Here is a 23,228-nt window from a genome sequence, read left to right on the forward strand (position 1 = left end):
CCGGCTCCGGCTCCGTAGCTGCCGGGGTCGGCTCTTCGGCCACCGGTTCCGGGGTCGGCTCGGGGGCGGGTGTCGTCTCGGGCTCCGAGGGCTCCGAGGGCTCCGACTCCGGCTCCGCGGCTGCCGGTTCGGCTGCCGGGGTCGGCTCCTCGGCCGTGGGTTCGGTCGGGTCTGCGGGGGTGGCCGGCTTGGGGACCGTGACGTTGTCGAAGGCGGCTGAGACCAGTTCGTGTTCGTCGCCGGTGGAGGGGCGGGGGTCGGGGACGTGGACGGTGGTGGGGGGTTCGGGGGCGGACTTGGTCGCCGGGGCGGGGACCTTCGGCTCCGGCTGCTGGGCAGCGGTGGGTGCCGGCTCCTGGGCCGGAGCCTGTTCCGCACCCTCTGCCTCGGCCGTACGCCCCTTGCGTGATCGGCCGAACGCGTTCCGCAGGAGAGTGAGAATGCCCATGTGCGCAACCCTTCGTGAGTTGATGCCCGTCAATCCCTGGCCAGGACGGACACGTAAGGTTAGCGGCCCCGAGTGGTGATCTTGGGCAGGGGCGAGCACCGGCAAGCGGCCCGTGTCAATGCGCTCCTCGGCCGTCGTGCAGCGTGACGTCGACGAGCAGCGCGCGGTGGTCGGTGCCGGCCACGGCGAGGAAGCGGGCGCCGGTCGCGGAGAAGTCCGGTGAGACGAGCACGTGGTCGATCTGCGCGCCGAGGGCGGGCGCGGTGCGGGCCGGCCAACTGGGGGCGCGCTCGGCGCCGGCCAGGCGGGCGGCGTCGCGCAGGCCGGTGTCGATGATGCGGCGGAAGGCCGCGTGGTCCTGGGAGGCGTTGAAGTCGCCGGCCAGCACGGTCGGGGTCGTACGGCCCGCCGCGGCGAAGGCGCGCAGCCGGGAGAGTTCCCGGTGCCAGAGCGCGACCTGGCCGGGCAGCGGCGGCACGGGATGCGCGAGCTGGAGGCGTACCGAGTGCCCGCGCACGTCGGCGACCGCGCCCGGCATGCCCATCGTGCCGCGGACTCCGGCGGTGCCGCGCAGGGCGTAGCGGCTGAGGATCAGGGACCCCTCCGAACCGCCCGCCCGGACCGCCCGCCGGTACGGGTAGTCGCCGCCGGCCTCCCGGTCCAGCGTCGCCTGGCAGGTGTACTCGCACTCCTCGACGAAGACGATGTCGGGCCGCTCGCGGCGGATGACGGGGACGAGGGCCGGGGCGCCGCGCCCGAACTGCACGTTCGAGGTCAGCACCCGCACCCCGGCCACGGCATGGCCGGCCGGCTCGGAGACCCTGCCGTACGGCTCGATGAACCACGCCAGCAGCCCCAGCAGCGCCACGCCCCACACCGCCCCCGCCCACCAGCGTCCGCGCAGCGTGAGCGCCAGGCCCAGCCCGGTGGGCACGAGCAGCCACGGCAGGAAGGCGAGGAACTGCGGTACGGGCGTGAGGCCGTCGCTGTCGGCCAGCCGGCACCCGACGACGACGCTCACCCCGGCGAACATCAGCCCGGCGCACCAGCCCGCGAACCGTCCCCCCTGCTTGGTCACGGCGACGAGCCTACGGCGTCGGCACCGGCCCCGGGCGTCCTTCGCGCGGGGTCGGGCGCAGGGCCCCCGGGCGTCCTTCGCGCGGGGTCAGACGCGCACGCGCGGCGGCGGCTGCTCGGGGCGGGTCCGGGTGGTGGGGGCCGTGGACGTCCGGCGGCGGCGGAAGGGCAGGTGCGGGCGGCGGGTGAGCCAGGTCAGGGCGGCCACCGTCAGGCCGAGGGCGACCAGGATCCACGAGGTGGTGCGCAGGGTGGCGGTGAGGGCGTCGTAGACGGCGCCGACGGCCGGCTGGGAGACCTCGGCGGGCAGGTCGGCGAGGGTCAGACTGCGGCCGATGGCGACGGCGAGGGCGAGCAGCGCGCCGCCGAGCGCGGTGCCGAGCGCGGTGGCGGTCAGCGCACGGCGGCGGCGGGCGGCCAGGGCGAGGCCGGCGACGGCGAACGCGACGGCCGCGATCGGCAGCCAGAAACCGGCGACTTCGAGCACGTGGAACCCCTTCCGCAGGCGGCCCAGTTGCTGGGCCGGAAGCAGGTCGACCTCGGTGTGCTGGACGGGGATGCGGTTCGCGAGCGGTACGTGGTCCTGGGCGAGCCGGGCCTTGACCTGGGCGGTGACGGGCGCGAGGTCGACGGTGACCGGGTGTTCGCGTGGGTCGCGTTCGTCGCGCAGGGCCCGCAGGACGGCGTCGTGGGCGGCCCGGTTGCCCTCGTTCCACGCCGTGCGGAAGGCCTCGGTCCGGGTGAACGAGCGGACCGCGTCGTGCACGAAGGGGGTGATGGTGCCGCGGCGCACGCGGGCGTCCAGCTCGTGGTCGATCTCCTGCATGATCCCGTCCCCGACGGTGTCCGCGACCGCGTCGCGCACGTCCGGGTCGTCGGCGAGCGGCGCCATCGTGGTGACGTAGCGGCTGGTGTCGGAGAGCCCGTAAGCCGCCCAGGCCGACAGCACGCCGAAGGGCACGAGCAGGCACGAGAGCGCGATGAGCACGGCCGACAGGCCGCTTCGCATACGACGGGACACCTTCTCAGCGAAGACCGTCGCCCGCCCCTCCGCGAGCGGAGGGGCGGCATTCGGGTGACGGGGAGGGCGGGCCGGTCGGCTTGGTCGAACGGACGCGGGTCAACCGACGCGATGGCCCGCCGCGTCCTCGTGCGTGTAGAACCAGTAGAAGCAGAAGAGGCCCGCGACGATGCCGATCCCCAGGGACAGGCCGACCGTCGGCAGGATCGCATGGCCGCTCTGGCCGTAGAGGAAGCCGAACGCCACGCCGATGAAGGCGAACCACAGCACGGCGTGCAGCTCTCGCCGCAACCGGGGGCCCAGCGCGAGGACGGCCGCCAGGACCACCGTGAACACGATCGTGGTCACGAAGCCGAACAGGACGTTCCAGCCCGTGATCGGTCCGCCGTAGCGCCGGTCGGCCGCGGCCCAGTAGCCGTAGACGAGCCCCAGCGCGAGCGGCACCGCCCACCGGCCGACGGCATGGGCCCGGTCGCTGAACAGGTTGGGTGGGCGGGTGGTACGGGTGCTGATGCCGGACACGGGTGCCGCGTGAGCCATGAGAGCGCTCCTCTCTCTCCTCGCCCCCGCCTACCAGAGCACACCGGGGAAGGGGCCCTGGCAAGTCGGTGGAGCGGTTAACGTGCTGACGTACGCGACCGACCGGATCACGACACGGGGGGACGATGCCCGGAACCGTGCTGCTGCTCGCGGCCGCGCCCGTGGGCAGGGGACGTCTGGTGGACGCCGCGTCCGTGCTGCCGGTGCTGGCCGCCGTGGCGCCCTCCGTGCTGTCCGGCACGGACACCGCGACCGTGGTGGAGCTCGCCGACCCGCTGGAGCCGCAGGCCGTGCTCACCCGGCTGCGCGCGGCCGCGGCGGCGCCCGGCCCGCTGACCGTGTTCGTCACCGGCCAGCTCCAGCTGGACCGCCGCCAGCACCTGCCCCATCTGGCGCTCGCCCGCACCACCCCGGCGACCGTCCGGTACACGGCCCTGCCCTGGCACTGGCTGCGCGAGGAACTCCGGCTGCGTCCGGACGGCACGACCACGGTCGTGGCCGACCTGCACGCGGACGCGGAGAGCTGGCAACTGCTGCGCGGGCGCCCGTTGGACTGTGGGCACAACATCGCCCTGTACGGCCGGGTCGCGCCGCCGCCGGCCCGGCGCACGGTGGCGGCACCGGCGTACATGAAGGCGGTGGCGACGATCCTGCGCAGCGGGCACCGGCCGCCGCCGGCGCAGCTGCACGAGCAGGCGCTGTCGCGGCTGGACGAGGAGGACGGCGGCCCCGGCGCCGGTCTCGGGCTCGCCGCGCCCGGGCCGGTGCCGGCCGACCCGCACACCGTCATCACCGCCTGCGTGCAGGCTGGACGGCACGGCGACGCCGACGCGCTCGCCGCCCGCTGGGAGCGGGCCGCCGCCCTCGCCCACGGAGCGGCCTCCGAGGACGCGCTGCACTGGGCCGAGGTCCGTGCGGACCTGGCGATGTTCGCGGGCGACGCCGCCCGCAGCTGCCGGGCCTGGCTGAGCGTGGCCGCCACCCGCCTGGCCATGGGCCAGGCCGCCGACGCCCTGGCGGTCGAGACCGCCGTCGACCGCGCCCACCACCAGTGGGGGCTGATCCACGACCCCGAACGGGCCCGCGAACTCGGTTCGTTGCTTGCGGAGTTGCGCGGCCGGGTGCCGGGCCGGCGACAGGGCGCGCTGGACCACGTGCGCCGCCAGCTGAGTCAGCTCCAGACGCAGGCCTGACGCGGGCCCGACGGAGGGCGTGCCCGGCCACCTGCCCGCCGTCCGGCACAACCTGGAGCGGCTGGAGGACGTGCTGCGCCGGGGCGGGATCTTCGGGGGGCGGGAGGAGACCGGCGGGCAAAAGGTCACCGGCGGGCGAGAGGACGCCGGCGGGCAGGACGTCGGCGGGCAGGACGAGATCACCGTCCTGCGCTCGCCGTCCCTGGACGAGTTCAGCGAGGCGCTGCGCACCGCCGCCCAGGAGGCCGAGGGGCTGCTGCTGTGCTACTTCGCCGGGCACGGCGCCGTGCCCAGCGCGGGCGACGAGCTGTTCCTTCAGATGCGCAACGCGCGCGTGGTCGCCGGCGGCCGGGCCGTGTTCCCGGGCGCGGACGCGTTCACCGGGGTGCTCACCGTGCTCGCCGGGAGCCACGCCGAGCGGATCGTGGTGATCCTCGACTGCTGCTACGCGGGTAACGCCGCCAAGGTGTGGCACGACTTCGCCGACCGCCGGCAGAGGATCCTGCTGCTGATGAGCGTGCAGGCCAATCGGCTCATCGACTCCGGCGACGGCACGAGAGCCACCCCGTTCACCGTCGCCCGCCTGCTGGTGCTGCCGCTGCTCGCGGCCGCCGCCTGCACCGGGGGCGGGCCACGGGACGGGCAGACGCCAATCGCCGTCGGCGTCGCCCACCGGCGAGAGCACCGACCGCATGCCCCGCGACGCGGCCGGCCGTCCCGGTTACGCCCGCGGCATCCTGCTGCCCGCCCGCCAGCGGGCGGTCTCCCGTCCGCGCACCCCGCTCTACGGCGCGTTCACCCAGACCTTCACCGCTCAGCTGGGTGCCCTGTTCACCGACGACCCGCCCAGCGACCCGGTGCTGGCCGGCCGGTTGGACGAGGCACTGCGCCGCGCGCTGCCCGGCTGAGCGCGAGCGCGACGGGGGCGCCGACGCGCGTCGCTGGTGCTGTGACCGGGAAGGTTTGCCGGGAAGCTCGCGGCGTCCGGTGCCGGGGGCACCTCCCACGCCCTTCAGGCAGTGGGGGAGCATCGCAAGGCGGAGCGTCGCCCGCGTACTGGACGTACTCGCCCGCGTACTGGACGTGCTCGGGTGATGCGACAACGCGGCGAGGTGCCGTGCCGGACGTCGCGAGCCGGTGAACCTCTCCGGTCACAGCACTAGCGGCTCTGGACGGCCTGCGGGGCCGGGTCGGCCGAGGCCACCGGTCCGGCGTTGGCCGCCGCGATCAGGGCGGCCACGGCTATGACGGCCGCGCCGAAGCCTCTGACGCAACGTGCGGAGAAGTGTCCTTGGCGCGCGACAGTGCGTCCGAGCACGGCAACCGACCTCGCAACGACAGTGATGGATTAAGCGCGTTTAACGCACTCTCCAACGTAGGGGGTGAGGAGGCCGAACGGAAAGAGCCTCACGGCGAGTTGGGGTCCGGTGGGCGTAAGGTCCGGTGCTGACCCCGGGTCAGCGGACACGGCTCAACACAACCCGGCTTACTGGCATGATGAACCGCATGGCGAAGCGGGACGACCCGGAGACCATCGGGCGCAGGGTGCAGCGGCTACGTCGGGAACGGGGCCTGACCCAGCGCCAGCTGGCGGAGCCGGCGTACACCCCCGCGTACATCTCCACGCTCGAGGCGGGACGGGTCCGGCCCTCCGACGAGGCGCTCCGGCACGTCGCCGAGCGGCTCGGGATCGCCTTCGACGAGCTCGCCACCGGGCGCCCCGCCCATCTCGCCACCGACCTGCGCCTCAGGCTGACCGAGGCCAGGCGCACGCTCGCCACCGGGGAGTCCGTGAAGGCGGCCGAACAGTACACCCGGCTGCTGGCGGAGGCGGAGGAGCACGAACTCGTCGACGCCCAGGCCGAGGCGCTGCTGGGACTCGGCGAATGCGCCCTGGAGACCGGCGAACTGGAGAGCGGCCGGCAGTTCTTCGAACGGTCCGAGCAGGCCCTCGCCGACGCGCCGCTGCCCGCCCGGGTCCCCGCGCTGCGCGGCCGCGCCGTCTCCCACTACCTGGCGGGGGAGCTGCGGTACGCCGTCTACCTGCTGGAGTCCACCCTCGACGAGCTCAACCGGGGTGGCCTGCACGACCCGGACGCGCTGCTGCTGCTCTACGCCGGTGTCATCGGGCCGTACATGGACATGGGGGCGCACGCGCGGGCGGCCCAGGCGGCCGAGTTCGCGCTCGCGCTGGCTCCGCAGGCGGGCGATCCCGCGCTGGTGGCCCGGATGCACCGGTCGGTGGCCCGCACCCTGCTCGCCGAGGGCCGGATGGCCGAGGCCGACGCCTCGCTCGCCAAGGCCGCCGAGCTCTACCGCGCCCTCCAGTTGCGCACCGAACTCGCCAACTGCCACTGGATGCGCGGCTACGTCTGCGCCCAGAACGGCGAACTCGAGCGCGCGGAGGAGGAGCTGAGGGCCGCCCAGACCATGCTGTCCGCCAAGCGGGCCGCGCTCTACACCAGCCAGGTCGCGGTCGAGCTGGCCGATGTCCTGCACCGGCGCGGCAAGTCGGAGGAGGCCGCCGACCTGCTGCGGAACGTCCTGGGCGACCTCTCCCCCGAGCGGGGCGCCGTGCACGCCGCCGCCGCGCACCGGCTGCTCGGCATCATCGCCGAGGACGCCCGCGAAACGGAGACCGCCGAGGAGCACTACGTGCGTGCGCTGAGTCTGCTGGAGCGGGCGGGCGCGGCCGGCGACCTGGCCGACCTGTGCCGCCTCCTCGGTGATCTGCTGCGCCGCACCGGCCGCGTGGAGGCGGCCCTCGACGCCTACCGCACCGGCCTCGGCCACCGCACCGCCCCCGGCACCACGACCCTGGGTCCGGCCCCGGCGCAGCCGCCGCTGTGACGGCCGCCCGCCGCGGTGACGGCGGCGGGGCGCGACCCCTGGGGTGGATTCCGCGGCTGGTTTCCGAGGGCGGTTTTCGGGGGTGCGCCGGGGGTACCCGCCGTGCCCCGGGCCGGGGACTCGCGTTCGTGCGGTTCTCCTCGTTCGGCGCGTGCGGGTGCGTCCGGTCCTGGCGAGGTGCGCGGACGGGCGACGACGGCCGCGCCGATGGCGTGAGGAGGCGGTGGCCGTGCGGTCCAGGGACGACGGCCTCGGCGTCCCGGACGAGGAACCCGGCCGGGACGGCCGGCCCGGCCGCAGGGACGAAGGCCACCGGGACCGCGTCGGCGGGACGCCACGTGAACAGGACCAGGTGCACGGCCCGCTGGACGTCGCCGACGTGATCGCCGAGGGCGTGCGGGGCGTACCGGCCGCCGAGATCCCGCGCCGGCTGTGCGCGGTCGCGGTGGAACTGCTGCCGGTGACCGGCGCCAGCGTCTCGCTGCGCGGCAACGGCATGCCCGTGCGGATGGGCGCCAGCGACGCGGCGGCCGCCCGCCTGGCCGAGATCCAGGCCACCCTGGGCGACGGGCCGTCGCTGTACGCGGCGCAGGCCGGTGCGCCCGTACTGGCCTCCGACCTGACCGCGGGCCGCGACGCCCGGCGCTGGCCGGTGTTCGCCCAGCAGGCGGCCGAGGCCGGCGTCCGCGCCGTGTACTCCGTTCCGCTGGGCGACGACGCCGTCTGCGTGGGCACGCTCGACCTGTACGGCGACGCCCCGCACGAGCTCAGCGGGCGGGAGCTGCACACCGCGCGGCTGGTGGCCGGTGTGATGACGCTGGCCCTGATGTCCCTGCCCCTGGACGAGGACGACGAGGACGCCGGAGAGGCGTCCTGGCTGAGCGCGGTCGCCGCGGAGCAGGACGAGGTCTACCAGGCCATCGGCATGATCATGGCCCAGCTCGGAGTCGGCGCCGACGAGGCGCTGGCGCTGCTGCGCGCCCATGCCTTCGCCCAGGGCCGCACGGCGCTCGACGTGGCACACGAGGTGATCACCCACAGGAAGAGGTTCGACCGCGATTAGAGTTTCCCGCGGACCCCTCGCCGCATCCGGACACCGCGCTTCCAGGGAAGTCGGGGATGCGGTTCGTGCGCGGCGGGCGACGGCGGCCGGCCGGGGCTCAGGTCTTGGCCCGTGCCTTGCGGTGCACCTCCGTCAGACGGTCCACGCCGCGCTGGACCGCCCGAGCGGTGGTGTCCTCCGGCGGTGTGCCCAGGGCGCCGGTGGTGAGGACGATGGCGTCGTCGCCGACGCGTACCGTGGCGAGGTCCAGGGTGAGGGTGGTGAGGGTGTCCTCCTCGAACGACTCGGCGGTGAGGGTGAGGCGCAGGCCCTGGCGGGCGTCGCCGGCGTTCGGCAGGGCGAGGTCCGCGACCCGTACGTCCAGGACGTCCGAGTTCGTGGCCGTGGCGGTGAAGCCCCGGCAGGTCTGCGGCATGGTCCTGAGCCAGGTGAGGGTGCGGTCCACGTCCGGGGCGCGCAGCGCGAGCACCTGGTGGCGCAGCTGGGCCTCGTCGTCGCCGTTGTCGTAGGCGGCCACCGCGTGCGCGCCGGAGGGGGCGCCGAACGGTTCCTCGGTGTAGAGGGCGTCGAGGAGGCGCCCGCACTCGGGGGTGTCGGCCTGCGCCTTGAGCATGCCGTCCCGCCAGGTCGCCGCGCCCTGGGTCGGCGCCCACGCCGTTCCGAGGTCGGCCTCGGTCAGCATCGCGGCCTGCGCCTGGTCCTGCGTGAGCGCGGCGGCCGGCGCCGCGGCGGCGGGGCCGGGCGGACGGGTGGCCACCGGCGCGGGGGCGTGGACGGCCCGGCCGGACTGCCCAGTGGTGCAGGCGGCCTCGGTCAGCAGGGCAGCCGCGCAGAGCGCGCAGGCGGCCAGGACGCGGGCCGGGGTACAGGACATGGATGCCTCCAGACGGACGGAGCACGCGTTACGGACCTGGCGTCCGGGCAGCGGCGCTCCTCCCACGCCATCACCGGGCGGCCCCGCCCACCAGCGCGCCGGTCCGTCCGGGTGAGCAGCACCGCCGGGGGAGGGAAGGAAGCCGGGGAGGCAGGGAAGGGGACGGGCGCGCGGTACCGGGCCGGGCACGTGACGATGGTCATCGACGCCGAGCGGTACGTCCGGCTGTACCTGGCCACCGTCGCGGGCACCGGGGACGGTGCCCAGGGCGGTGTTCACTTTTCGGGCGATGTGGACAGAGTCCTCGTGTCGCCCGTCGCCATCCGTACCTCCGCCGTACGCACTGCTGGCGCTGCCCGGCTCGGCCTACCTCTACCAGGGCGAGGAGCTGGGCCTGCCGGAGGTGGCCGACCTGCCCGCCGAGGTCCTCCAGGACCCGGTGTGGGAGCAGACCGGCCACGCCCGCAAGGGGCGCGACGGCTGCCGGGTGCCGCTGCCGTGGAACACGACCGGGACGACGTACGGCTTCGGTCCGGGCGCCGCCTGGCTGCCGCAGCCGCCGCGCTTCGCCGCGTACGCCGTCCAGGCGCAGGACGGGGTGGAGGGCTCGACCCTGGAGCTGTACCGCTCGGCACTGCGGCTGCGCCGCAAGCTGCTGGAGGGCGAGTCGCTGACCTGGGTGGAGGACGGCCCGGCCGGGGTACTGGCCTTCGCCCGCTCCGGCGGCCGGCGGTGCGTCACCAACCTGTCGGGCAGGGCCGTGCCGCTGCCGCCGGGGGAGGTGCTGCTGAGCAGTTCGCCCCTGACGGGGCGCCGGCTGGACCCGGACACCACCGTGTGGCTCGCGTAGTTCCCCGCGCGCGGGTTCCTCCCCGCGCGGGTTTTCCGCCTCAGCCCGCCGCCGGGCCGGGGCTCGGGTCGCCGGGCAGCACCAGCGGGCTCGACGTGGCATTCGGCGGCGGGGTGAGCACGACCTCGGGCTGCCCGCCGGAAGGGGGCGGCGGGGTCAGGTCCGAGTTGGGCAGCTTGGGCGGGGTCGTCTGCATGAAGAGCACCTGGTCGAAGTTGACCAGGCCGGTCTCCTCCATGACCGTGATGTGGTCCAGGACGGTGGCGTTGGCCTGGTTGGCGAGCTCGCGGACCAGGCTGTTCTCGGTGGTCGAGCGGATCTTCGCGATGGTGTTGAAGATCGCGCCGTGCGTCACCCGCAGGATGTTGGCCATGTCGGAGTCGAACTGCTTGCCGGTGTCCCCGGCGAGCTGGGTGACGAAGCCCTGCTGCTGGGGGCTGGCCACGTTCGGCAGCGTGATGTTGAGCATGGGCGCGATCCTGCGGCAGCTCGCGTCCAGTTGCGCGTGCCCGTCGATCAGGTGCTCGCCCGCCCTGACGACCTCCTTGGTGGTCCCCTTCTCCACCGCCATCTCGCCGACGGGGTACTCCCACAGCCCGGCCGCGCGCACCTTGACCACGAAGTCCCGGTCCGCCTCCGTCAGCGGCCCCCACTGGGTCTGGGCGATGACCCGGGAGCCGTCGCTGGAGACCTTCTCGAGGCCGAGCATGCTCGGGTAGGCGAGCGCGACCAGGGTCAGGCCGAGGGCACCGCCCACGAAAAGAGTTCCCGTCGCGTTCCGCGAAAAGCGCACCGTGCCTCCTGCCCGGTCGTGGTCCCGCCGTGGGCGGTTCGGACACCCACGTGTACGGGCCGGGAAGCGTAAAGAACCTTTTGGTTCGGTAAAGAAACCGAACGCGACGTGAGACTGCCCACGCCCGCGGCAGTCGGGGCCTGTCGTCGGTCGCCGCGCCCAAGCTCCCTGCCCAGCGGCAAGGCTGACGCGACGTCGACCCCGGCGGATCAGTACCGCAGCGCGGTGCCCACCTCCGCCCTGACGGGACCGGACAGTTTGCGGATGCTGCGGGCGGTGGCCGTGGCGGTCTTCCCGGCCGGTACGCCGGGGACGGTGACGACCACCGTGTCGAGCAGGTTGCCACCGCTGTCCTTGAAGTTGACCTGCACGGCGAAGGACTTGGCGGAGTCCGCCCTGTTCTCCACCCTGACCCCGACGGTGGCGCGCCCGTCCGAGGCGGTGGCCGGAGTGCCCAGGGCCACGGCGCTCCGGGCGTCGATGCCGTTCTTCACCTCGTCCAGCCTGCGGCCCGCCTCGGCGGTGGCCGAGGAGAGCATCTCGTCGGCCTGCGAGGCGAGTGAGGAGACCGCGGACGCCGCCTGGCTCGCGCTGCCGGAGGGTGTGCTGCTGCCGCCGGAACAGCCGGCCGTGCCGAGGGCCACGGCCACCGCGAGTGCCGCGCCCGTCGTCCGGCGTGCCCGGTGACCGGCCATGTCGCCTCCCACTGTCCGTTCGCCAGCCCCTCGCGCGGAAGGGACCGGCCGCCCCTCAAGTGAACCGCCGGGCACGGGTACCCGCACCTTCGCCTCACCCGTGCGGCCCCGTGGCCGAGCAGCTTCGGCGGACGCCGGATCCGGGGCCCGCGCGATACTCACCGCATCGATCAGGAGGAGGACGACATGACCGACACCCGTACCGTGGGCGTCCTGGGCACCGGGATCATGGGTGCCGCGATGGCCCGCAACCTCGCGAAGGCCGGACACACCGTCCGGGTGTGGAACCGCACCCGGGCCAAGGCCGAGCCGCTGGCCGCCGACGGCGCGCACGTCGCCGGCACCCCCACCGAGGCGGTGCGCGACGCCGACGTGGTCCTGACGATGCTCTACGACGGCGGCACGGTGCTGGAGGTCATGCGCGAGGCCGCCCCCGCGCTGCGCCCGGGCACGGTCTGGGCGCAGTCGACCACGGTCGGCCTGGAGGCGGCCGGTGAGCTGGCCGCCCTCGCCCGCGAGCACGGCCTGGTCCTCTACGACGCCCCGGTGCTCGGCACCAAGCAGCCCGCCGAGGCGGGCCGTCTGACCGTGCTGGCGGCGGGGCCGGCCGAGGGCCGGGAGACGGTGACGCCGGTGTTCGATGCGGTCGGCGCCCGCACGGTGTGGACCGGTGAGGACGCCGCGGCGGCCACCGCCACCCGGCTGAAGCTGGTGGCCAACAGCTGGGTCATCGCGGCCACCGCGGCGACCGGGGAGGCACTCGCCCTGGCCAAGGGACTCGGCGTGGACCCCCAGGGCTTCTTCGACCTCATCGCGGACGGCCCGCTCGACATGGGCTACCTGCACGCCAAGGCCGGCGTCATCCTCGACGGCGCGTACCTGCCCCCGAGCTTCGCGGTGGCCACCGCGGAGAAGGACGCCCGCCTGATCGTCCAGGCCGGTGAGGCCCACGGCGTCCGCCTCGACGTGGCCGCCGCGAGCGCCGAACGCTTCGCCCGCGCCGCCGCGCGGGGCCATGCCGGCGAGGACATGGCCGCAGCGTACTTCGCCAGCTTCGGCGACGGCTCCGACGACTCCGGCGGGCCCGGCGAATCCGCCGAACCCGCCGGGTCCTAGGTCTTTCGTTGGGTCATGCCGGGCGTTGGGTCATGCCGGGCTCGCGGGCCCCGGTGCCGCTCCCCCTAGCTCTTCGAGCAGGGGGGACCAGCCGCGTTGTCGTCGGTCGGCGGGGCTCCGCCCTGCCGCCGTCCTCCGCCCTGCGGTGCTCCCGCACTGCCTGAAGGGCGTGGGAGGTGCCCCCCGCACCAGACCCCGCTCCCTGATCCGGCCTGATCCAGACGAAAGCCCTGGCCGTTGTGCCGCCCGCGATCCGCGCGGGCCGGTGATCAGCCGAGGCAGATCACCAGCAGGCAGAGGTGGGAGGGCGACGTGGGTGTGTCCGTGAGGCTCGTCTGCGGGGTCTGCTGGGCGGTGCCGTCGGACGTGCTGGACCCGGGCGCGGTCCGCTGGGTCGCCGCCGAGGGCGACTGGGAGGCCGACTGACCCGATTGGCCCGACGGAACCGACTGGGCGGATGGGGCCGACGGGTCGGCGGAGGCGGAGTTGCCGGCGGCCGGCGCCGTGTTGTCCGGCCGCGGGGCGGACAACACCGTCGGCGCCGTGTGCGCGCTGGTGGGTGCCGACGGGGCCTGCGCCGTACGGGGAGCGGCCACGTCCGGGTGCACGTCCTGCCGCGTGGTGCCCCGGGGTGCCGACCGCTGGTGCGGGGCACCGGCCGCGGGCGGGGACTGCCGGGCGTCGGAGGGCGTCGCGGGCGGGTCGCCGTGCTGCGCCGGCCGGCTGTCCCCCACGGTGCCCGTGAGGGGGGCCTCCGGTGCCGGGGCCGCCTGCGAGCGGTCGGTGGAGTGCCGGTCCATCGAGGCGACGGTCAGACCTCCCCCGACGAGGGCGACGGCGGTGGCCACCAGAGCCCTGCGCTGGGTCTTCTTCCAGCGGGCCAGCTGACGGCGCCGCGCCGCCCGCCCGGGCCGCTGCCGGGGTGGTGTCGCGTCCGCCGCGTCTGCGGTGAGGTCGCTGGGGACGTCGGCGGGGAGGTCGACGGGTGCGACGCCCGGGGCGAAGCCCGCGGCCCCGCCCGCCGCGAGGTCGGTCGTGAGGGCCTTCGCGGAGTCGGCCGCGGTATCGGTCGTGAGGGGCGCCGTGACGTCCGGTGCTATGTCCGGCGCGTACGCACCGCAACCGGGGCACACCAGGGCGCCGTTGAGGTGCCTACGGCACGTGGAGCAGTAGTCCATCCGGTCTTCCTGACTAGGCCTGCCGAGCGGCCAGTCACGCTAACAAGGCTCGCGACGGACTGTGTGCAGCCTGTGTGACGCTCCTGCGCGGATTTCCGGCACCCGGACCCGGGCGTGTGCACCCCACTCGGGCCCCGGCCGGGCCGTCAGGCGCGGTCGGTCAGCTCTTCCGCGTACACCTGCGACAGCGGCTGAGGACCGACGTACTGCTGGCAGTTGCACTGCCCCGGCTCGAAACGCAGCGGCTTCTTGTTCTCGTCCCAGGCCGTCGGCACCTCGACGCGCTCGTGGCACCGGCCGCTCTTGTCGTGCTTGGCCAGATGGTGGGTGCATCCGCACACCGGCTCCGGCGGCTTGTGCGCCGCCTCGACGGCCAGCCGCTCGGCCTTGGCCGCCTCCATCAGTTCGAGCTTGCGCTCGTGCCGGTTGCGCAGCGCGGTGCGGACGTTGTCGGCGAGCCAGGCGAAGCCGCCGGTCCAGAAGATGATCAGTAACCACCAGATCCAGCCCATCGGCCCTCACCCTTCCCCCGGCGGAGTCCACCGCGATTCTAGGAGGAATCCCGGACGTTTGCGCCTGGCAGGGCCGTGCGGTGTCCCGGATGCGGCGGGCCGCTGGTGCGGGTGCGGCGGCCGGTGGTGCGGGTGCGGGCCCGCCGGGGCGCCCGCCGGGGCCCGGGTCCGCCGCCACCGGGCCAGTACGGCTGCCCGGCCGGGCAGCCATCCCAGGCCGCGGCCGTGGAAGAGCGCGAGGACGATCGCCGCGGCCACCGCGATCAGGTGCTCTCGGCCGGCCAGGTTGGGCTTGACCACCGACTCCACCACCATCGAGCCGCCGGTGAGGAAGAACACGACCGGGGCGCGTCGCACCACGGACAGATAGGTGAACAGGCCCACCACTGCGGCGGAGGGCCCGGTGTCGAGGATCCGGCCGGCCTCGGGCGGCAGCCCCAGTCCCCACCAGCCGGGCCCGATCGCGATCAGCACCCGCACGGTGAGGGTGCCGGCCAGGGTGGTCGCGTACGAGATGAACAGCGTGCGGCCCCGGCCCAGGGTGAGTTCGGCCAGCGTGAACGCGAGGAACAGCTGGGTGATGCCGGCCCACACCGGCAGGTCGAGCGCCGGGACGTACAGCGACACCGGAGTGCGCAGCAGGGCCAGCCACAGCGGCAGGTCGGCCTGGACGCCGCCGAGGATCCGTACCACCGCCCCGCCGGCCGGCCGCTGCGCCACCCCGTGGAAGAAGATCACGCCGAAGGCCGCCACGAACGCCAGCACCGGCCCGGACAGCCCCCGGTGCGCCAGCTGCCGTACGGGGTCGACGACGATGCCGTGCCACTCGGCGCGCAGCGTCCGCACGGCGAACCGAGCGAACCGCGCGGCCACTTCACGCACCCGCACCTGGCCGCCGTCTCCCGGGTCGCCGTCCGGCGGTCGGCCGGTCCGCTCTCCGCGGACCCGCCGCTCGTCGTACGCCGGTCCCCCCGGACGCCCCGTCCACTCCCTCGTACCGCTGTGCTGCTGCACCGCCGTCCGGCTCCTTAGCAGTTCCCCCACCGCATGCGCACAACCGTATGGACCGCAATCCGGCCCGCCGCGTTCCCACGGACGGCGTCACAGCGGCGGCAGCGGCCGCTGCGGGCTCAGGGCGGGATGGCGCAGGACGGAGTGGAGGGCTTCGACGGCGCCGCGCACCGCCGCGGTCTGCGGCCGCGGCACCGCCCGGACGTGGCTGCGCAACCGTGCGGAGAGCCGGTAGGCGACCTCGGGGCGCAGAGCGCCGCCGCCGACCAGGAGGGGGCCGCGGTCGAGAGCGTCGGCGAGTGCGGGCAGGGGATCGTCCCGCAGCAGCCCGGTGACCAACGTGGTGACGGCGGTGACCAGTTCGGCGAGGGTGCCGGCGCGTACGTCGTCGGTGCCCACGGTGGCCCGGCGGGCGGCGGCCACCCGGCCGTCGGTGAGCAGGGCCACCTCGCTGAGCTGTGCGCCGACGTCGACGACGAGCAGCGCGCCGGACAGGTCGGCGCCGGCGCCCAGCGCGGCGGCCCGGACGCTGTCGACGGTCAGCACGGCCCGCGGCCGCAGTACCTGAAGGACGCCGACGGCGGTGGCGTGGGGCCGCGGCCCGCTCAGGACCGGAGTGGTGAGGACGACGACGGGCCGGGCGTCGTGCGGGACGCGGTCGGCCAGCAGCCGGGAGACGAGCCGGGTCGCACCGGCCGGGTCGACGACGGTGCCGCGCCGGACGGGTCGGGCGGCGGCGGAGCCCTGATGGGTGACGGTGGGCACGTCGAGGATGTCGCCGAGGCCCTCCGCCCAGACCCGGGTCCGGGCACTGCCCAGATCCAGGGCGATGCCCGGGCCGCGCCCGTGGAGCGGCCCGGTGGGCCCGCGGCCTCCCGGGGCGGCGGTCGCCGTGATGTCGCCGAGGATCACCGGTCGGCCTCCTTCACCTCGGGCGGGGGACGCGGGCGCGGGCCGCGCCGCGCGGCGGGGCCGTCGGGCGCGGGGGCCGGATCAGCCGGCGCGCTGCTGGCAGGGCACGCAGCAGCGGGCGTACGGCAGGATCTCCAGGCGCTCCACCGGGATGGGCTTCGCGCAGTCCTCGCAGTTCCCGTAGGAGCCGTCGTCCAGCCGCGCGAAGGCGGCCTCGATGTCCTTCAGCGCCCGCTGCAGGGCGATCTTCTGCGCGGTCAGCAGGTCGTCGGCCCCGTGACCGCCGTCCTCCGTCTCCTGGACGGCCCGCAGCTGGGCGAGGCGGGAGTTGCGCTCGTGTTCGAGGCGCTGCCGGGCATCGTGCGCGCTCAGGCGCTCGGCCGCGGAGGCACTGCTGGTGGTCTCCCACGACATCGGCGATACGGTCCCTTCTGGCAAAAGAGCCGGTGACGAGGGGGGCCGCGGTGACGTACGGCCCCCCTCCTGACCCTCCAGCGTGGCCGCGCGAGCCAGACGCGGCCATCGGTCGCAGTACCCATTTCCGGTGGGCGGCGGGGTGCACCGCCGCCCACCGTCCCTGCCTCAGACCCGTGCCGGTGCGCTGCGTCGGGCGGGCTTGCCGCCGCCCGATCCGCCGCCCGAGCCGCGGCGCCGGCCGCCGCGCTCGTGGCGGTGCAGCTCGATGGCGAGCGGGGAGGCGGTGAACACCGAGGAGTAGGTGCCGACCACGAGCCCGATGAGCAGGGCGAGCGCGAAGTCGGTCAGCGAGTCCCCGCCGAGGACCGTCAGGGAGATCAGGATCAGCACCGCGCCCATGCCCGTGTTGATCGTGCGGGGCAGCGTCTGCAGGATCCCCTGGTTGGTGATCTGGTCCAGCGGCGCCTTGCGGTCGCGTCCGAGCAGTTCCCGGATGCGGTCGAACAGGACCACCGAGTCGTTCACCGAGTAGCCGATGACGGTGAGCAGCGACGCCAGGAACACGCCGTCGATGGGCTTGCCGAGCCACGCGAAGACGCCGACGAGGATGACGACGTCGTGCGCGAGCGTGGCGACCGCCGCCGTGCCGAACAGCCAGCGGAAGCGGGCCGCGAGGTACAGCAGCTGGGCGCTGAGGGCGACGCCGAGGGCGATGAGCGCGTTGCGGCGCAGCTCCTCGCCCAGGCTCGGGCCGATCAGCTCGTCGCGGATCTTCTCCGTCTTGCCGCCGAGCTCGCTGATGGTGCCGGTGACCTTGGTGGCATCGGCGTCGGTCAGGTCCTCGGTGCGCACGGTCAGGCCGTTGTCGTTCGAGGACTGCACGAGCGCGCCGGGGAAGCCCGCGTCGGCGAGAGCGGTGCGGGCCCGGTCGGGGCTCACGGGGTTCGCGGTGGTGTACTCGATCAGCCGGCCGCCGGTGAACTCCAGGCCGAAGTTCAGGCCCCGGGCCGCGATGCCCGAGCCGGCGAGCACCATCAGGACCGCGGAGACGGCCAGCCAGCGACGCGGGTGGCGCATCAGGTCCGGCCTGCGGCGCGCGAGCAGATCGCGGACCCGGCCGGTGGTCGCCAGGCCCGTGAGCAGGTGGCGGCGGCGCACCCAGGAGCGGTCCACGGCGAACTCGGCGAGCACCCGGGTGATGACCAGCGCGCTGATCATGGACGCGGCGACACCGATGGCGAGGGTGACGGCGAAGCCGCGCACCGGCCCGGTGGACAGGAAGAACAGCAGTCCCGCCGCGATCAGCGTGGTGATGTTGGAGTCGGCGATCGCGCTGAAGGCGTTGCGGAATCCGGCGGTGAGGGCCGAGCGCGGACTCGGCCGGTGCCTACCGGCGTACTCCTCACGTGCTCGTTCGAAGACGAGCACGTTGGCGTCCACGGCCATGCCGATCGCCAGGACGAAACCGGCCAGGCCCGGCAGGGTCAGGGTCGCGCCGAGGGCGGCCAGGGCCGCGTAGGAGATCACTCCGTAGCAGAGCAGGGCCACAGCCGCGAGGAAGCCCGTGAGGCGGTAGACGGTGATGATGAACAGGATGGTCAGGGCGGTGCCGATCACCGCGGCCCAGGCGGTGGCCTTGATGGCGCTGGCGCCGAGGGTCGGGCCGATGGTGTGCTGCTCGATCGTCTCGACCGGCACGGGCAGGGCGCCGCCGTTGATGAGCAGCGCCAGCTCGCGGGCCTCGGCGTCGTCGAAGGAGCCGGTGATCTGCGTGGAGCCGTCGGCGATGCCCGTGCCGCAGGCGACGGAAGGGGCGACCTGCGGCGAGGAGATGATCCGGTCGTCGAGCACGATGGCGACCCGGCGCGCGGGGTCGCCGACCTGGCGGCAGGCGGCCTCACTGGTCAGCTTGGCCCACGCGGACCGGCCCGCCTTGTCGAAGTCGACGGTGACGGTCCAGCCGGCGCCCGTCTCCTGCTCGAAGCGGGCCTGGGCGCCCTTGACGTCCTTGCCGGTCATGGAGCTGCTCTGAAGACGCAGCTTCTGCCCCGACTCGTCGGGCAGGACGAGTTCCTTCGACTTATCGGGTTCCTTCGACTTCTCGGGTTCCTTCGAAGCGTCGGGCTCGGACTTGGCTGGGTTCTCGGTGTCGGCGATGCCGAGCACCGGGTGGAAGGTCAGCTGGGCGGTACGGCCGAGCACGTCGGCCGCCTGCCTGGGGTCCTGCACGCCGGGCAGCTCGACGATGATCCGGTTGCTGCCCGAGCGGACGAGGGACGGTTCGGCGACGCCGAGCGCGTCGACCCGGCCGCGCAGCACTTCCAGGGCGCGGTCGGTGGCCTCGCGGTCGGCCTTGGTGGTCGGGGTGGAGCGGGTCTCCAGGACGATCTGGGTGCCGCCCCGCAGGTCGAGTCCGAGGCGGACGGGAACGGTGGCGGTGATGTACACGGACAGGGCGATCACGGCGAGGGCGAACAGCGCTCTCACCGGGGAGGTGCGTTTCGTACGTTTCATTCGTTTCAACGGAGGCCTCCGGCAGGCACGCCGCGACTGCGGCCGACGCGGTCACGGCGGTCGAGGGGCGAACGGGGGACGTCAGATGCCGAAGGCCCGCGGCGGCGCCCGACCGCCGTCCTGTACCACGTGCACCGTGCGGGCGGCCACGGTCACCGGGGCCGGTCGCGTCCGCCCGGGTACGGGCAGGGGGACGTCCGTGACGTCCTCGGTGGTGGCGAACTGCCCGTGCGCGACGGGCCGGTCCCCGTGGAACTCCTGCCGGGTGCCGTCCTGCGCGGAGCAGACGACGGTGCACCCCTGCCCGGCGTGCGGGGCGTGGGCGGGACGCTCGTCGGCGCCGGGGTCGCCGGCGCGGGACGCGGGGCCGGAGTGCTCTCCGGGCGCGAGGCCCGCGCCGAGTGCCGCCGCGGCGGCGGGTGCGGGCAGCGGCGGGGGGCTGCCGGTGGTGAAGACCGCCAGCAGGGTGAGCAGGACGGCCGTCACGAAGGCCAGGACACGGGACGCGGGCGCGGTGCTCGGCGCTGGGTGCATGCACCGTCCCCTTTCGTGGTGGCACTCGTGGGCGGACGCGGGTGTCGTACCTGGGATCCCGGCCGGGGAGTGGGCAGCCAGGACCCCAGGTGGTCGTGCGGCGGGCGGTCAGGGTTCGATCAGACCGGCCCGGATGGCATAGCGGGTGAGCTCCAGGCGGTCGCGCAGACCGAGTTTCTGCAGCAGGTTGGCGCGGTGCCGCTGGACGGTCTTGATACTGATGAAGAGGATCTCGCCGATCTCCTTCGAGGAGTGCCCCTCCGCCACCAGCTTCAGGACCTCCTCCTCGCGGGGCGTCAGGACCTGGTCCGGGGTCTCCTCGCCGTGGCGGACCCGGTCGAGGTAGTTGCGGATGAGCGCGGTCACCGCGCCCGGGTACAGGAACGGCTCGTCCCGCATCGCCGCCCGGCACGCGGCGACCAGGTCCTGGTCGGCGACGGACTTCAGCACGTACCCGCTGGCGCCGGCCTTGAGCGCCTGGAAGAAGTACTGCTCGTTGTCGTGCATGGTGAGCATCAGGATCCGCAGGTCCGGCTTGAGCGCCACCAGTTCGCGAGTGGCCTGGAGCCCGGTCAGCCGGGGCATCGCGATGTCCAGCACGGCGAGGTCGATGTCGTGGGTGCGGGCCATCTCGATGGCCTCCGCGCCGTCACCGGCCTCGGCGACCACCTCCAGGTCCGCCTCCTGGTCGAGGATGAGCCGCACCCCCCGGCGTACCAGCGCGTGGTCGTCGGCGAGCAGGATGCGGATCGTGGTCGGGTCGGACATGATCAGGTCTGCTTCCTGGGGACGACGGGCGCGGTCAGCCGGACCTCGGTTCCGGCCGCGGGGGCGGGGGCGATGTCGAGTCCGGCCCCGATGAGCAGGGCCCGCTCGCGCATGCCGCGTATGCCGGCGCCTTCGCACGCGGCCTTGATGCCGCGGCCGTCGTCGGTGATGGCCAGCACCACGGCGTCGTCGGTGCGCTGCAGAGTGACCTCGATCCGTTCGGCGTCCGCGTGCCGGGCCACGTTGGTCAGGCTCTCCTGGGCGACACGGTAGAGGACCAGCTCGGTCTCCGGCTCCAGGGCGGGCAGGTCGGCGTCGAAGCGGCGCACCACCTGAAGTCCGGTGTGGGTGGCGAAGTCGTGGGTCAGCGAGGTCAGCGCGGCGACCAGACCGAGGTCGTCCAGGACGCCGGGCCGCAGCCGGCGCACCAGCCGGCGGACCTCGTCCAGGCTCGAGCGGGTGATCTCCTGCGCCTGGTGCAGTTCGTCGCGCAGCGGCGGGGCCGCCTCGTCCGCGGCCCGCTTGAGCGCGAGCAGGATCGCGGTCATGCTCTGGCCCACCTCGTCGTGCAGCTCCTGCGCGATACGGCGCCGCTCGGCCTCCTGGGCGAGCAGGACCCGGGCGCTGCTCGTGGCCCGCTCGTTCTCCAGCCGGTCGAGCATGGCGTTGAACGTGCGGACCAGCTCCGCGACCTCACCGCCGCCCTGCTCGGGCAGCCGCTGGCCGGGGCGCAGCAGGTCCACGGTGGTCATCAGCCTCGTCACCCGGTCCATCGGGGCCAGCCCCCAGCGCAGCAGGGCGGCGTTGGCGACCAGCATGACGGCCAGGCCGCCCACCAGGATGACGGCCTCGGTCAGCACGACCGGCACCGAGACGGTCACCGGGGCCCACAGCAGCAGCGCGGTGGCCGAGCCCAGCACCACGGCGTTGAGCCCGAAGATCCGCCAGAACAGGGACACCGGGGTTACGCCTCCTTCCGTGATGCGGTCTGCCTCTACTGTCGGGCATCGCGCATCCTGGACGAGCCGCGGCCCCTGGTCCCGACCGGGCCTGCCGCCAGTCTGCCTTCCGCCGGCCGCCGGGAGCGATGGGGCACGGTCCCCATTTCGCCGGGTGCGGCCTACCCATGCGCCTGCCGAGTGGATCCCCCGACCGGCCGCAAATGGGCTCTGGACCCGATGGGAAACCGCGGCTGGCTCGACCAGGGTTGAGGTGTGACCGACCCCCGTCCCCCGTCCCCCGTTGCAGTAAAGAAAGGCACTGACGATGTCGCTCGACGCCGCCCGGACCGAACCCCGCGAGCGCCTGTCCGCTCAGGAGGCCCGCCGGCGCCTTGAACACGCCCGCGGGACCCGGCTGGTCCAGCTGGAAGCCCTCGGCGAGACCGGGCAGACGGCGGACGACCACCTGATGTCCTCCCAGCGTGAGGCCATCCAGCGGGTGCTGAAGGAGATCGACGAGGCGTTCGCCCGTATCGAGGACGGCACCTACGGGACCTGCCTGGAATGCGGCAAGCCGGTTCCGGCGGAGCGCCTGGAGATCCTGCCGTACACGGGGCACTGCGTCGCCTGCCGGCGCCGTACCGCCTGACCCCGTCCGCCCGCCCGTCCTGCCTTCGTCTTCCGCCCTGCCCAAGGGGTGAAATGGTGAGCAACCAGATCATCGGCGACCGTGACACGTACCTGACGGCCGAGGACCTCGCCGCGCTCCGCGCGAACCTCGACGAGCAGCGTCTTTTCCGTCAGGAGCAGCTGGAGCAGATCTCGGCCGCCGCGACGTCCCGCGCGGACGCCCTGCTCCAGCAGCAGGCCGCCTCGCAGGTGGAGGTCCGCGTGAAACTCGCGGCCTCCGCCCGCATGGTCCTCGCCGACGTCGAGGCGGCCCTGGCGCGCATGGACGAGGGCAGCTACGGCACCTGCCACCTGTGCCGGCGTCCCATCGCACGGGAACGGCTGGAGATCGTGCCGCAGGCCCGCTACTGCGCGCGCTGCCAGCAGGTCAGGGAGGCCGGGCGGTGACCCTCACCCAGCGTTCGCGTGCCGCCGCGGCCACCCGGCACCGGCCGTGGCCGCTGGGTCGGCAGGGCTGGGGCGTCGCCCTCGACATGGGCAGCGCCCGCACCCGCGCCTGGGTCGCCGGGCGGGGGCTGGTCCTGGACGTCCCCACGGTGACGTTCCCCGGCTCCGGGGCGGTGTATCCGATCCAGCGCGGCACGATCATCGACACGGCGGGCACGGCCCGGATGCTCGACCGCCTGCTCGGCAACCGCCTGCCCCGCTTCACCCGTCCCCTGGTCGTCCTCACCGCCCCCGTACTGGACGGGGTGGCCTTCCGGAACGAGGCCCGTACGGCGGTGGAGGTGCTGCGGCCGCGCGGGGTGCTGACCATTCCCAGCGCGCGGGCCGTCGCCCTGGCCGCGGGCGCGGACCTGTCCCGTCCGCTGCTCGTGGTGGACATCGGCGCGCATCTGACCGAGGTGGTGCTGCTGTCGGAGGGCGCCGTCGTCGACGCGCGCCGCACCGCGCTCGGCACCAGCGACCTCGACTCCGCCTCGCCGGTGCAGATCTGCGAGGCCGTGGCCACGATGGTGACCGCGATGCTGCGGCAGGACCGTACGTCGCTCACCGTGGACGCCCTGCGCCGGGGCGCGCTGCTGGCCGGGGGCGGAGCCCTGCGCCCGGAGATCACCTACCACCTCACCGGCAGGCTGCACGCGCCCCTCAAGGCCGTGGCGGCGCCGCACACCGCCGCCGTCCGCGGCGCCGCCACCCTGCTGCGCGACGCGCACGACCACCCCGACGGCCCGGCGGGCGAGTCCTCCGAGCCGCCCGCCCCGTAGACCCGTGGACCAGCCCCCGCCCC

General features: G+C 74.4%; 24 protein-coding genes and 2 pseudogenes. 9 read left to right on the forward strand and 17 right to left on the reverse strand.

Annotated elements, in window-relative coordinates:
* The 4 genes and pseudogenes from ACFY4A_RS10185 to ACFY4A_RS10200 all read right to left on the reverse strand — a co-directional run.
* Positions 1 to 448, reverse strand: a pseudogene (locus ACFY4A_RS10185) (Toxic cation resistance protein); the annotation flags it as partial.
* A 115-nt stretch (positions 449 to 563) separates the two neighbouring features.
* Positions 564 to 1,481 (reverse strand): endonuclease/exonuclease/phosphatase family protein, encoded by a 918-nt coding sequence (locus tag ACFY4A_RS10190; RefSeq protein WP_390828997.1) that lies wholly within the window; start codon positions 1,479 to 1,481, stop codon positions 564 to 566.
* Positions 1,482 to 1,613: 132 nt separating this feature from the next.
* Positions 1,614 to 2,534 carry a hypothetical protein gene (locus tag ACFY4A_RS10195; protein ID WP_390828957.1) on the reverse strand — a complete coding sequence of 307 codons (921 nt, stop codon included), beginning with the start codon at positions 2,532 to 2,534 and terminating at the stop codon, positions 1,614 to 1,616.
* 111 nt (positions 2,535 to 2,645) lie between these two features.
* Complete coding sequence (locus tag ACFY4A_RS10200) at positions 2,646 to 3,086, reverse strand: hypothetical protein (protein WP_390828958.1); 441 nt, start codon at positions 3,084 to 3,086, stop codon at positions 2,646 to 2,648.
* 125 nt (positions 3,087 to 3,211) lie between these two features.
* Here ACFY4A_RS10200 and ACFY4A_RS10205 point away from each other — a divergent pair, with 125 nt between their 5' ends.
* Positions 3,212 to 4,279 (forward strand): hypothetical protein, encoded by a 1,068-nt coding sequence (locus ACFY4A_RS10205; RefSeq protein WP_390828959.1) that lies wholly within the window; start codon positions 3,212 to 3,214, stop codon positions 4,277 to 4,279.
* Positions 4,280 to 4,298: 19 nt separating this feature from the next.
* Complete coding sequence (locus ACFY4A_RS10210; protein WP_390828960.1) at positions 4,299 to 5,420, forward strand: hypothetical protein; 1,122 nt, start codon at positions 4,299 to 4,301, stop codon at positions 5,418 to 5,420.
* 18 nt (positions 5,421 to 5,438) lie between these two features.
* Here ACFY4A_RS10210 and ACFY4A_RS10215 read toward each other — a convergent pair whose 3' ends face one another.
* Positions 5,439 to 5,597 carry a hypothetical protein gene (locus ACFY4A_RS10215; protein WP_390828961.1) on the reverse strand — a complete coding sequence of 53 codons (159 nt, stop codon included), beginning with the start codon at positions 5,595 to 5,597 and terminating at the stop codon, positions 5,439 to 5,441.
* Positions 5,598 to 5,785: 188 nt separating this feature from the next.
* Between ACFY4A_RS10215 and ACFY4A_RS10220 the strand changes: the two genes are divergently transcribed.
* A complete protein-coding gene (locus tag ACFY4A_RS10220; RefSeq protein WP_390828962.1) occupies positions 5,786 to 7,129 on the forward strand; it encodes a tetratricopeptide repeat protein in 1,344 nt (447 codons plus the stop codon).
* A gap of 223 nt (positions 7,130 to 7,352) precedes the next feature.
* Complete coding sequence (locus ACFY4A_RS10225; protein ID WP_390828963.1) at positions 7,353 to 8,192, forward strand: GAF and ANTAR domain-containing protein; 840 nt, start codon at positions 7,353 to 7,355, stop codon at positions 8,190 to 8,192.
* Positions 8,193 to 8,289: 97 nt separating this feature from the next.
* Here the strand turns inward: ACFY4A_RS10225 and ACFY4A_RS10230 are convergent, their stop codons facing one another.
* On the reverse strand, positions 8,290 to 9,066 hold the full coding sequence (locus ACFY4A_RS10230) for a hypothetical protein (protein ID WP_390828964.1): 777 nt from the start codon (positions 9,064 to 9,066) through the stop codon (positions 8,290 to 8,292).
* Positions 9,067 to 9,409: 343 nt separating this feature from the next.
* Between ACFY4A_RS10230 and ACFY4A_RS10235 the strand changes: the two are divergent.
* Positions 9,410 to 9,916 (forward strand): annotated as a pseudogene (locus ACFY4A_RS10235) (DUF3459 domain-containing protein); the annotation flags it as partial.
* Positions 9,917 to 9,956: 40 nt separating this feature from the next.
* On the opposite strand, the gene ACFY4A_RS10240 reads toward ACFY4A_RS10235, so the two are convergent.
* Both ACFY4A_RS10240 and ACFY4A_RS10245 read right to left on the reverse strand, forming a co-directional pair.
* Complete coding sequence (locus tag ACFY4A_RS10240; protein ID WP_390828965.1) at positions 9,957 to 10,709, reverse strand: DUF4142 domain-containing protein; 753 nt, start codon at positions 10,707 to 10,709, stop codon at positions 9,957 to 9,959.
* 209 nt (positions 10,710 to 10,918) lie between these two features.
* A complete protein-coding gene (locus ACFY4A_RS10245) occupies positions 10,919 to 11,404 on the reverse strand; it encodes a hypothetical protein (protein WP_390828966.1) in 486 nt (161 codons plus the stop codon).
* Positions 11,405 to 11,590: 186 nt separating this feature from the next.
* On the opposite strand from ACFY4A_RS10245, the gene ACFY4A_RS10250 reads away from it, so the two are divergent.
* Positions 11,591 to 12,520 (forward strand): NAD(P)-dependent oxidoreductase, encoded by a 930-nt coding sequence (locus tag ACFY4A_RS10250; protein ID WP_390828967.1) that lies wholly within the window; start codon positions 11,591 to 11,593, stop codon positions 12,518 to 12,520.
* A 269-nt stretch (positions 12,521 to 12,789) separates the two neighbouring features.
* On the opposite strand, the gene ACFY4A_RS10255 is transcribed toward ACFY4A_RS10250, so the two are convergent.
* From ACFY4A_RS10255 to ACFY4A_RS10295, 9 genes are all read right to left on the reverse strand, one after another.
* A complete protein-coding gene (locus tag ACFY4A_RS10255; RefSeq protein ID WP_390828968.1) occupies positions 12,790 to 13,698 on the reverse strand; it encodes a hypothetical protein in 909 nt (302 codons plus the stop codon).
* A 146-nt stretch (positions 13,699 to 13,844) separates the two neighbouring features.
* Positions 13,845 to 14,210, reverse strand: coding sequence for a hypothetical protein (locus ACFY4A_RS10260; protein ID WP_390828969.1), 366 nt, complete (start codon positions 14,208 to 14,210; stop codon positions 13,845 to 13,847).
* A 6-nt stretch (positions 14,211 to 14,216) separates the two neighbouring features.
* A complete protein-coding gene (locus ACFY4A_RS10265; protein WP_390828970.1) occupies positions 14,217 to 15,224 on the reverse strand; it encodes a hypothetical protein in 1,008 nt (335 codons plus the stop codon).
* Between the two features lie 87 nt (positions 15,225 to 15,311).
* Positions 15,312 to 16,133 carry a rod shape-determining protein gene (locus ACFY4A_RS10270; RefSeq protein WP_390828971.1) on the reverse strand — a complete coding sequence of 274 codons (822 nt, stop codon included), beginning with the start codon at positions 16,131 to 16,133 and terminating at the stop codon, positions 15,312 to 15,314.
* An 81-nt stretch (positions 16,134 to 16,214) separates the two neighbouring features.
* Positions 16,215 to 16,547 (reverse strand): TraR/DksA family transcriptional regulator, encoded by a 333-nt coding sequence (locus ACFY4A_RS10275; protein WP_390828972.1) that lies wholly within the window; start codon positions 16,545 to 16,547, stop codon positions 16,215 to 16,217.
* Positions 16,548 to 16,715: 168 nt separating this feature from the next.
* Positions 16,716 to 19,064: a protein translocase subunit SecD gene (gene secD / locus ACFY4A_RS10280; RefSeq protein WP_390828973.1), complete on the reverse strand. Its 2,349-nt coding sequence runs from the start codon at positions 19,062 to 19,064 to the stop codon at positions 16,716 to 16,718.
* Between the two features lie 81 nt (positions 19,065 to 19,145).
* Positions 19,146 to 19,598: a hypothetical protein gene (locus ACFY4A_RS10285; protein ID WP_390828974.1), complete on the reverse strand. Its 453-nt coding sequence runs from the start codon at positions 19,596 to 19,598 to the stop codon at positions 19,146 to 19,148.
* A gap of 108 nt (positions 19,599 to 19,706) precedes the next feature.
* The gene (locus tag ACFY4A_RS10290; protein ID WP_390828975.1) at positions 19,707 to 20,366 is read right to left on the reverse strand and encodes a response regulator; all 660 of its coding nucleotides are present in this window, start codon (positions 20,364 to 20,366) and stop codon (positions 19,707 to 19,709) included.
* A gap of 2 nt (positions 20,367 to 20,368) precedes the next feature.
* Complete coding sequence (locus tag ACFY4A_RS10295; protein ID WP_390828976.1) at positions 20,369 to 21,325, reverse strand: HAMP domain-containing sensor histidine kinase; 957 nt, start codon at positions 21,323 to 21,325, stop codon at positions 20,369 to 20,371.
* 307 nt (positions 21,326 to 21,632) lie between these two features.
* On the opposite strand from ACFY4A_RS10295, the gene ACFY4A_RS10300 reads away from it, so the two are divergent.
* The 3 genes from ACFY4A_RS10300 to ACFY4A_RS10310 are packed head-to-tail and all read left to right on the forward strand — an operon-like array spanning position 21,633 to position 23,205.
* On the forward strand, positions 21,633 to 21,956 hold the full coding sequence (locus ACFY4A_RS10300) for a TraR/DksA C4-type zinc finger protein (protein ID WP_225076525.1): 324 nt from the start codon (positions 21,633 to 21,635) through the stop codon (positions 21,954 to 21,956).
* A 53-nt stretch (positions 21,957 to 22,009) separates the two neighbouring features.
* Positions 22,010 to 22,384 (forward strand): TraR/DksA family transcriptional regulator, encoded by a 375-nt coding sequence (locus tag ACFY4A_RS10305; RefSeq protein ID WP_390828977.1) that lies wholly within the window; start codon positions 22,010 to 22,012, stop codon positions 22,382 to 22,384.
* Positions 22,381 to 23,205, forward strand: coding sequence for a rod shape-determining protein (locus ACFY4A_RS10310; protein ID WP_390828978.1), 825 nt, complete (start codon positions 22,381 to 22,383; stop codon positions 23,203 to 23,205). Before ACFY4A_RS10305 ends, ACFY4A_RS10310 begins: the two co-directional genes overlap by 4 nt.
* The last annotated feature ends 23 nt before the right edge of the window (positions 23,206 to 23,228 follow it).

Source organism: Streptomyces sp. NPDC001292, assembly GCF_042896465.1.
Taxonomy (GTDB): domain Bacteria; phylum Actinomycetota; class Actinomycetes; order Streptomycetales; family Streptomycetaceae; genus Streptomyces.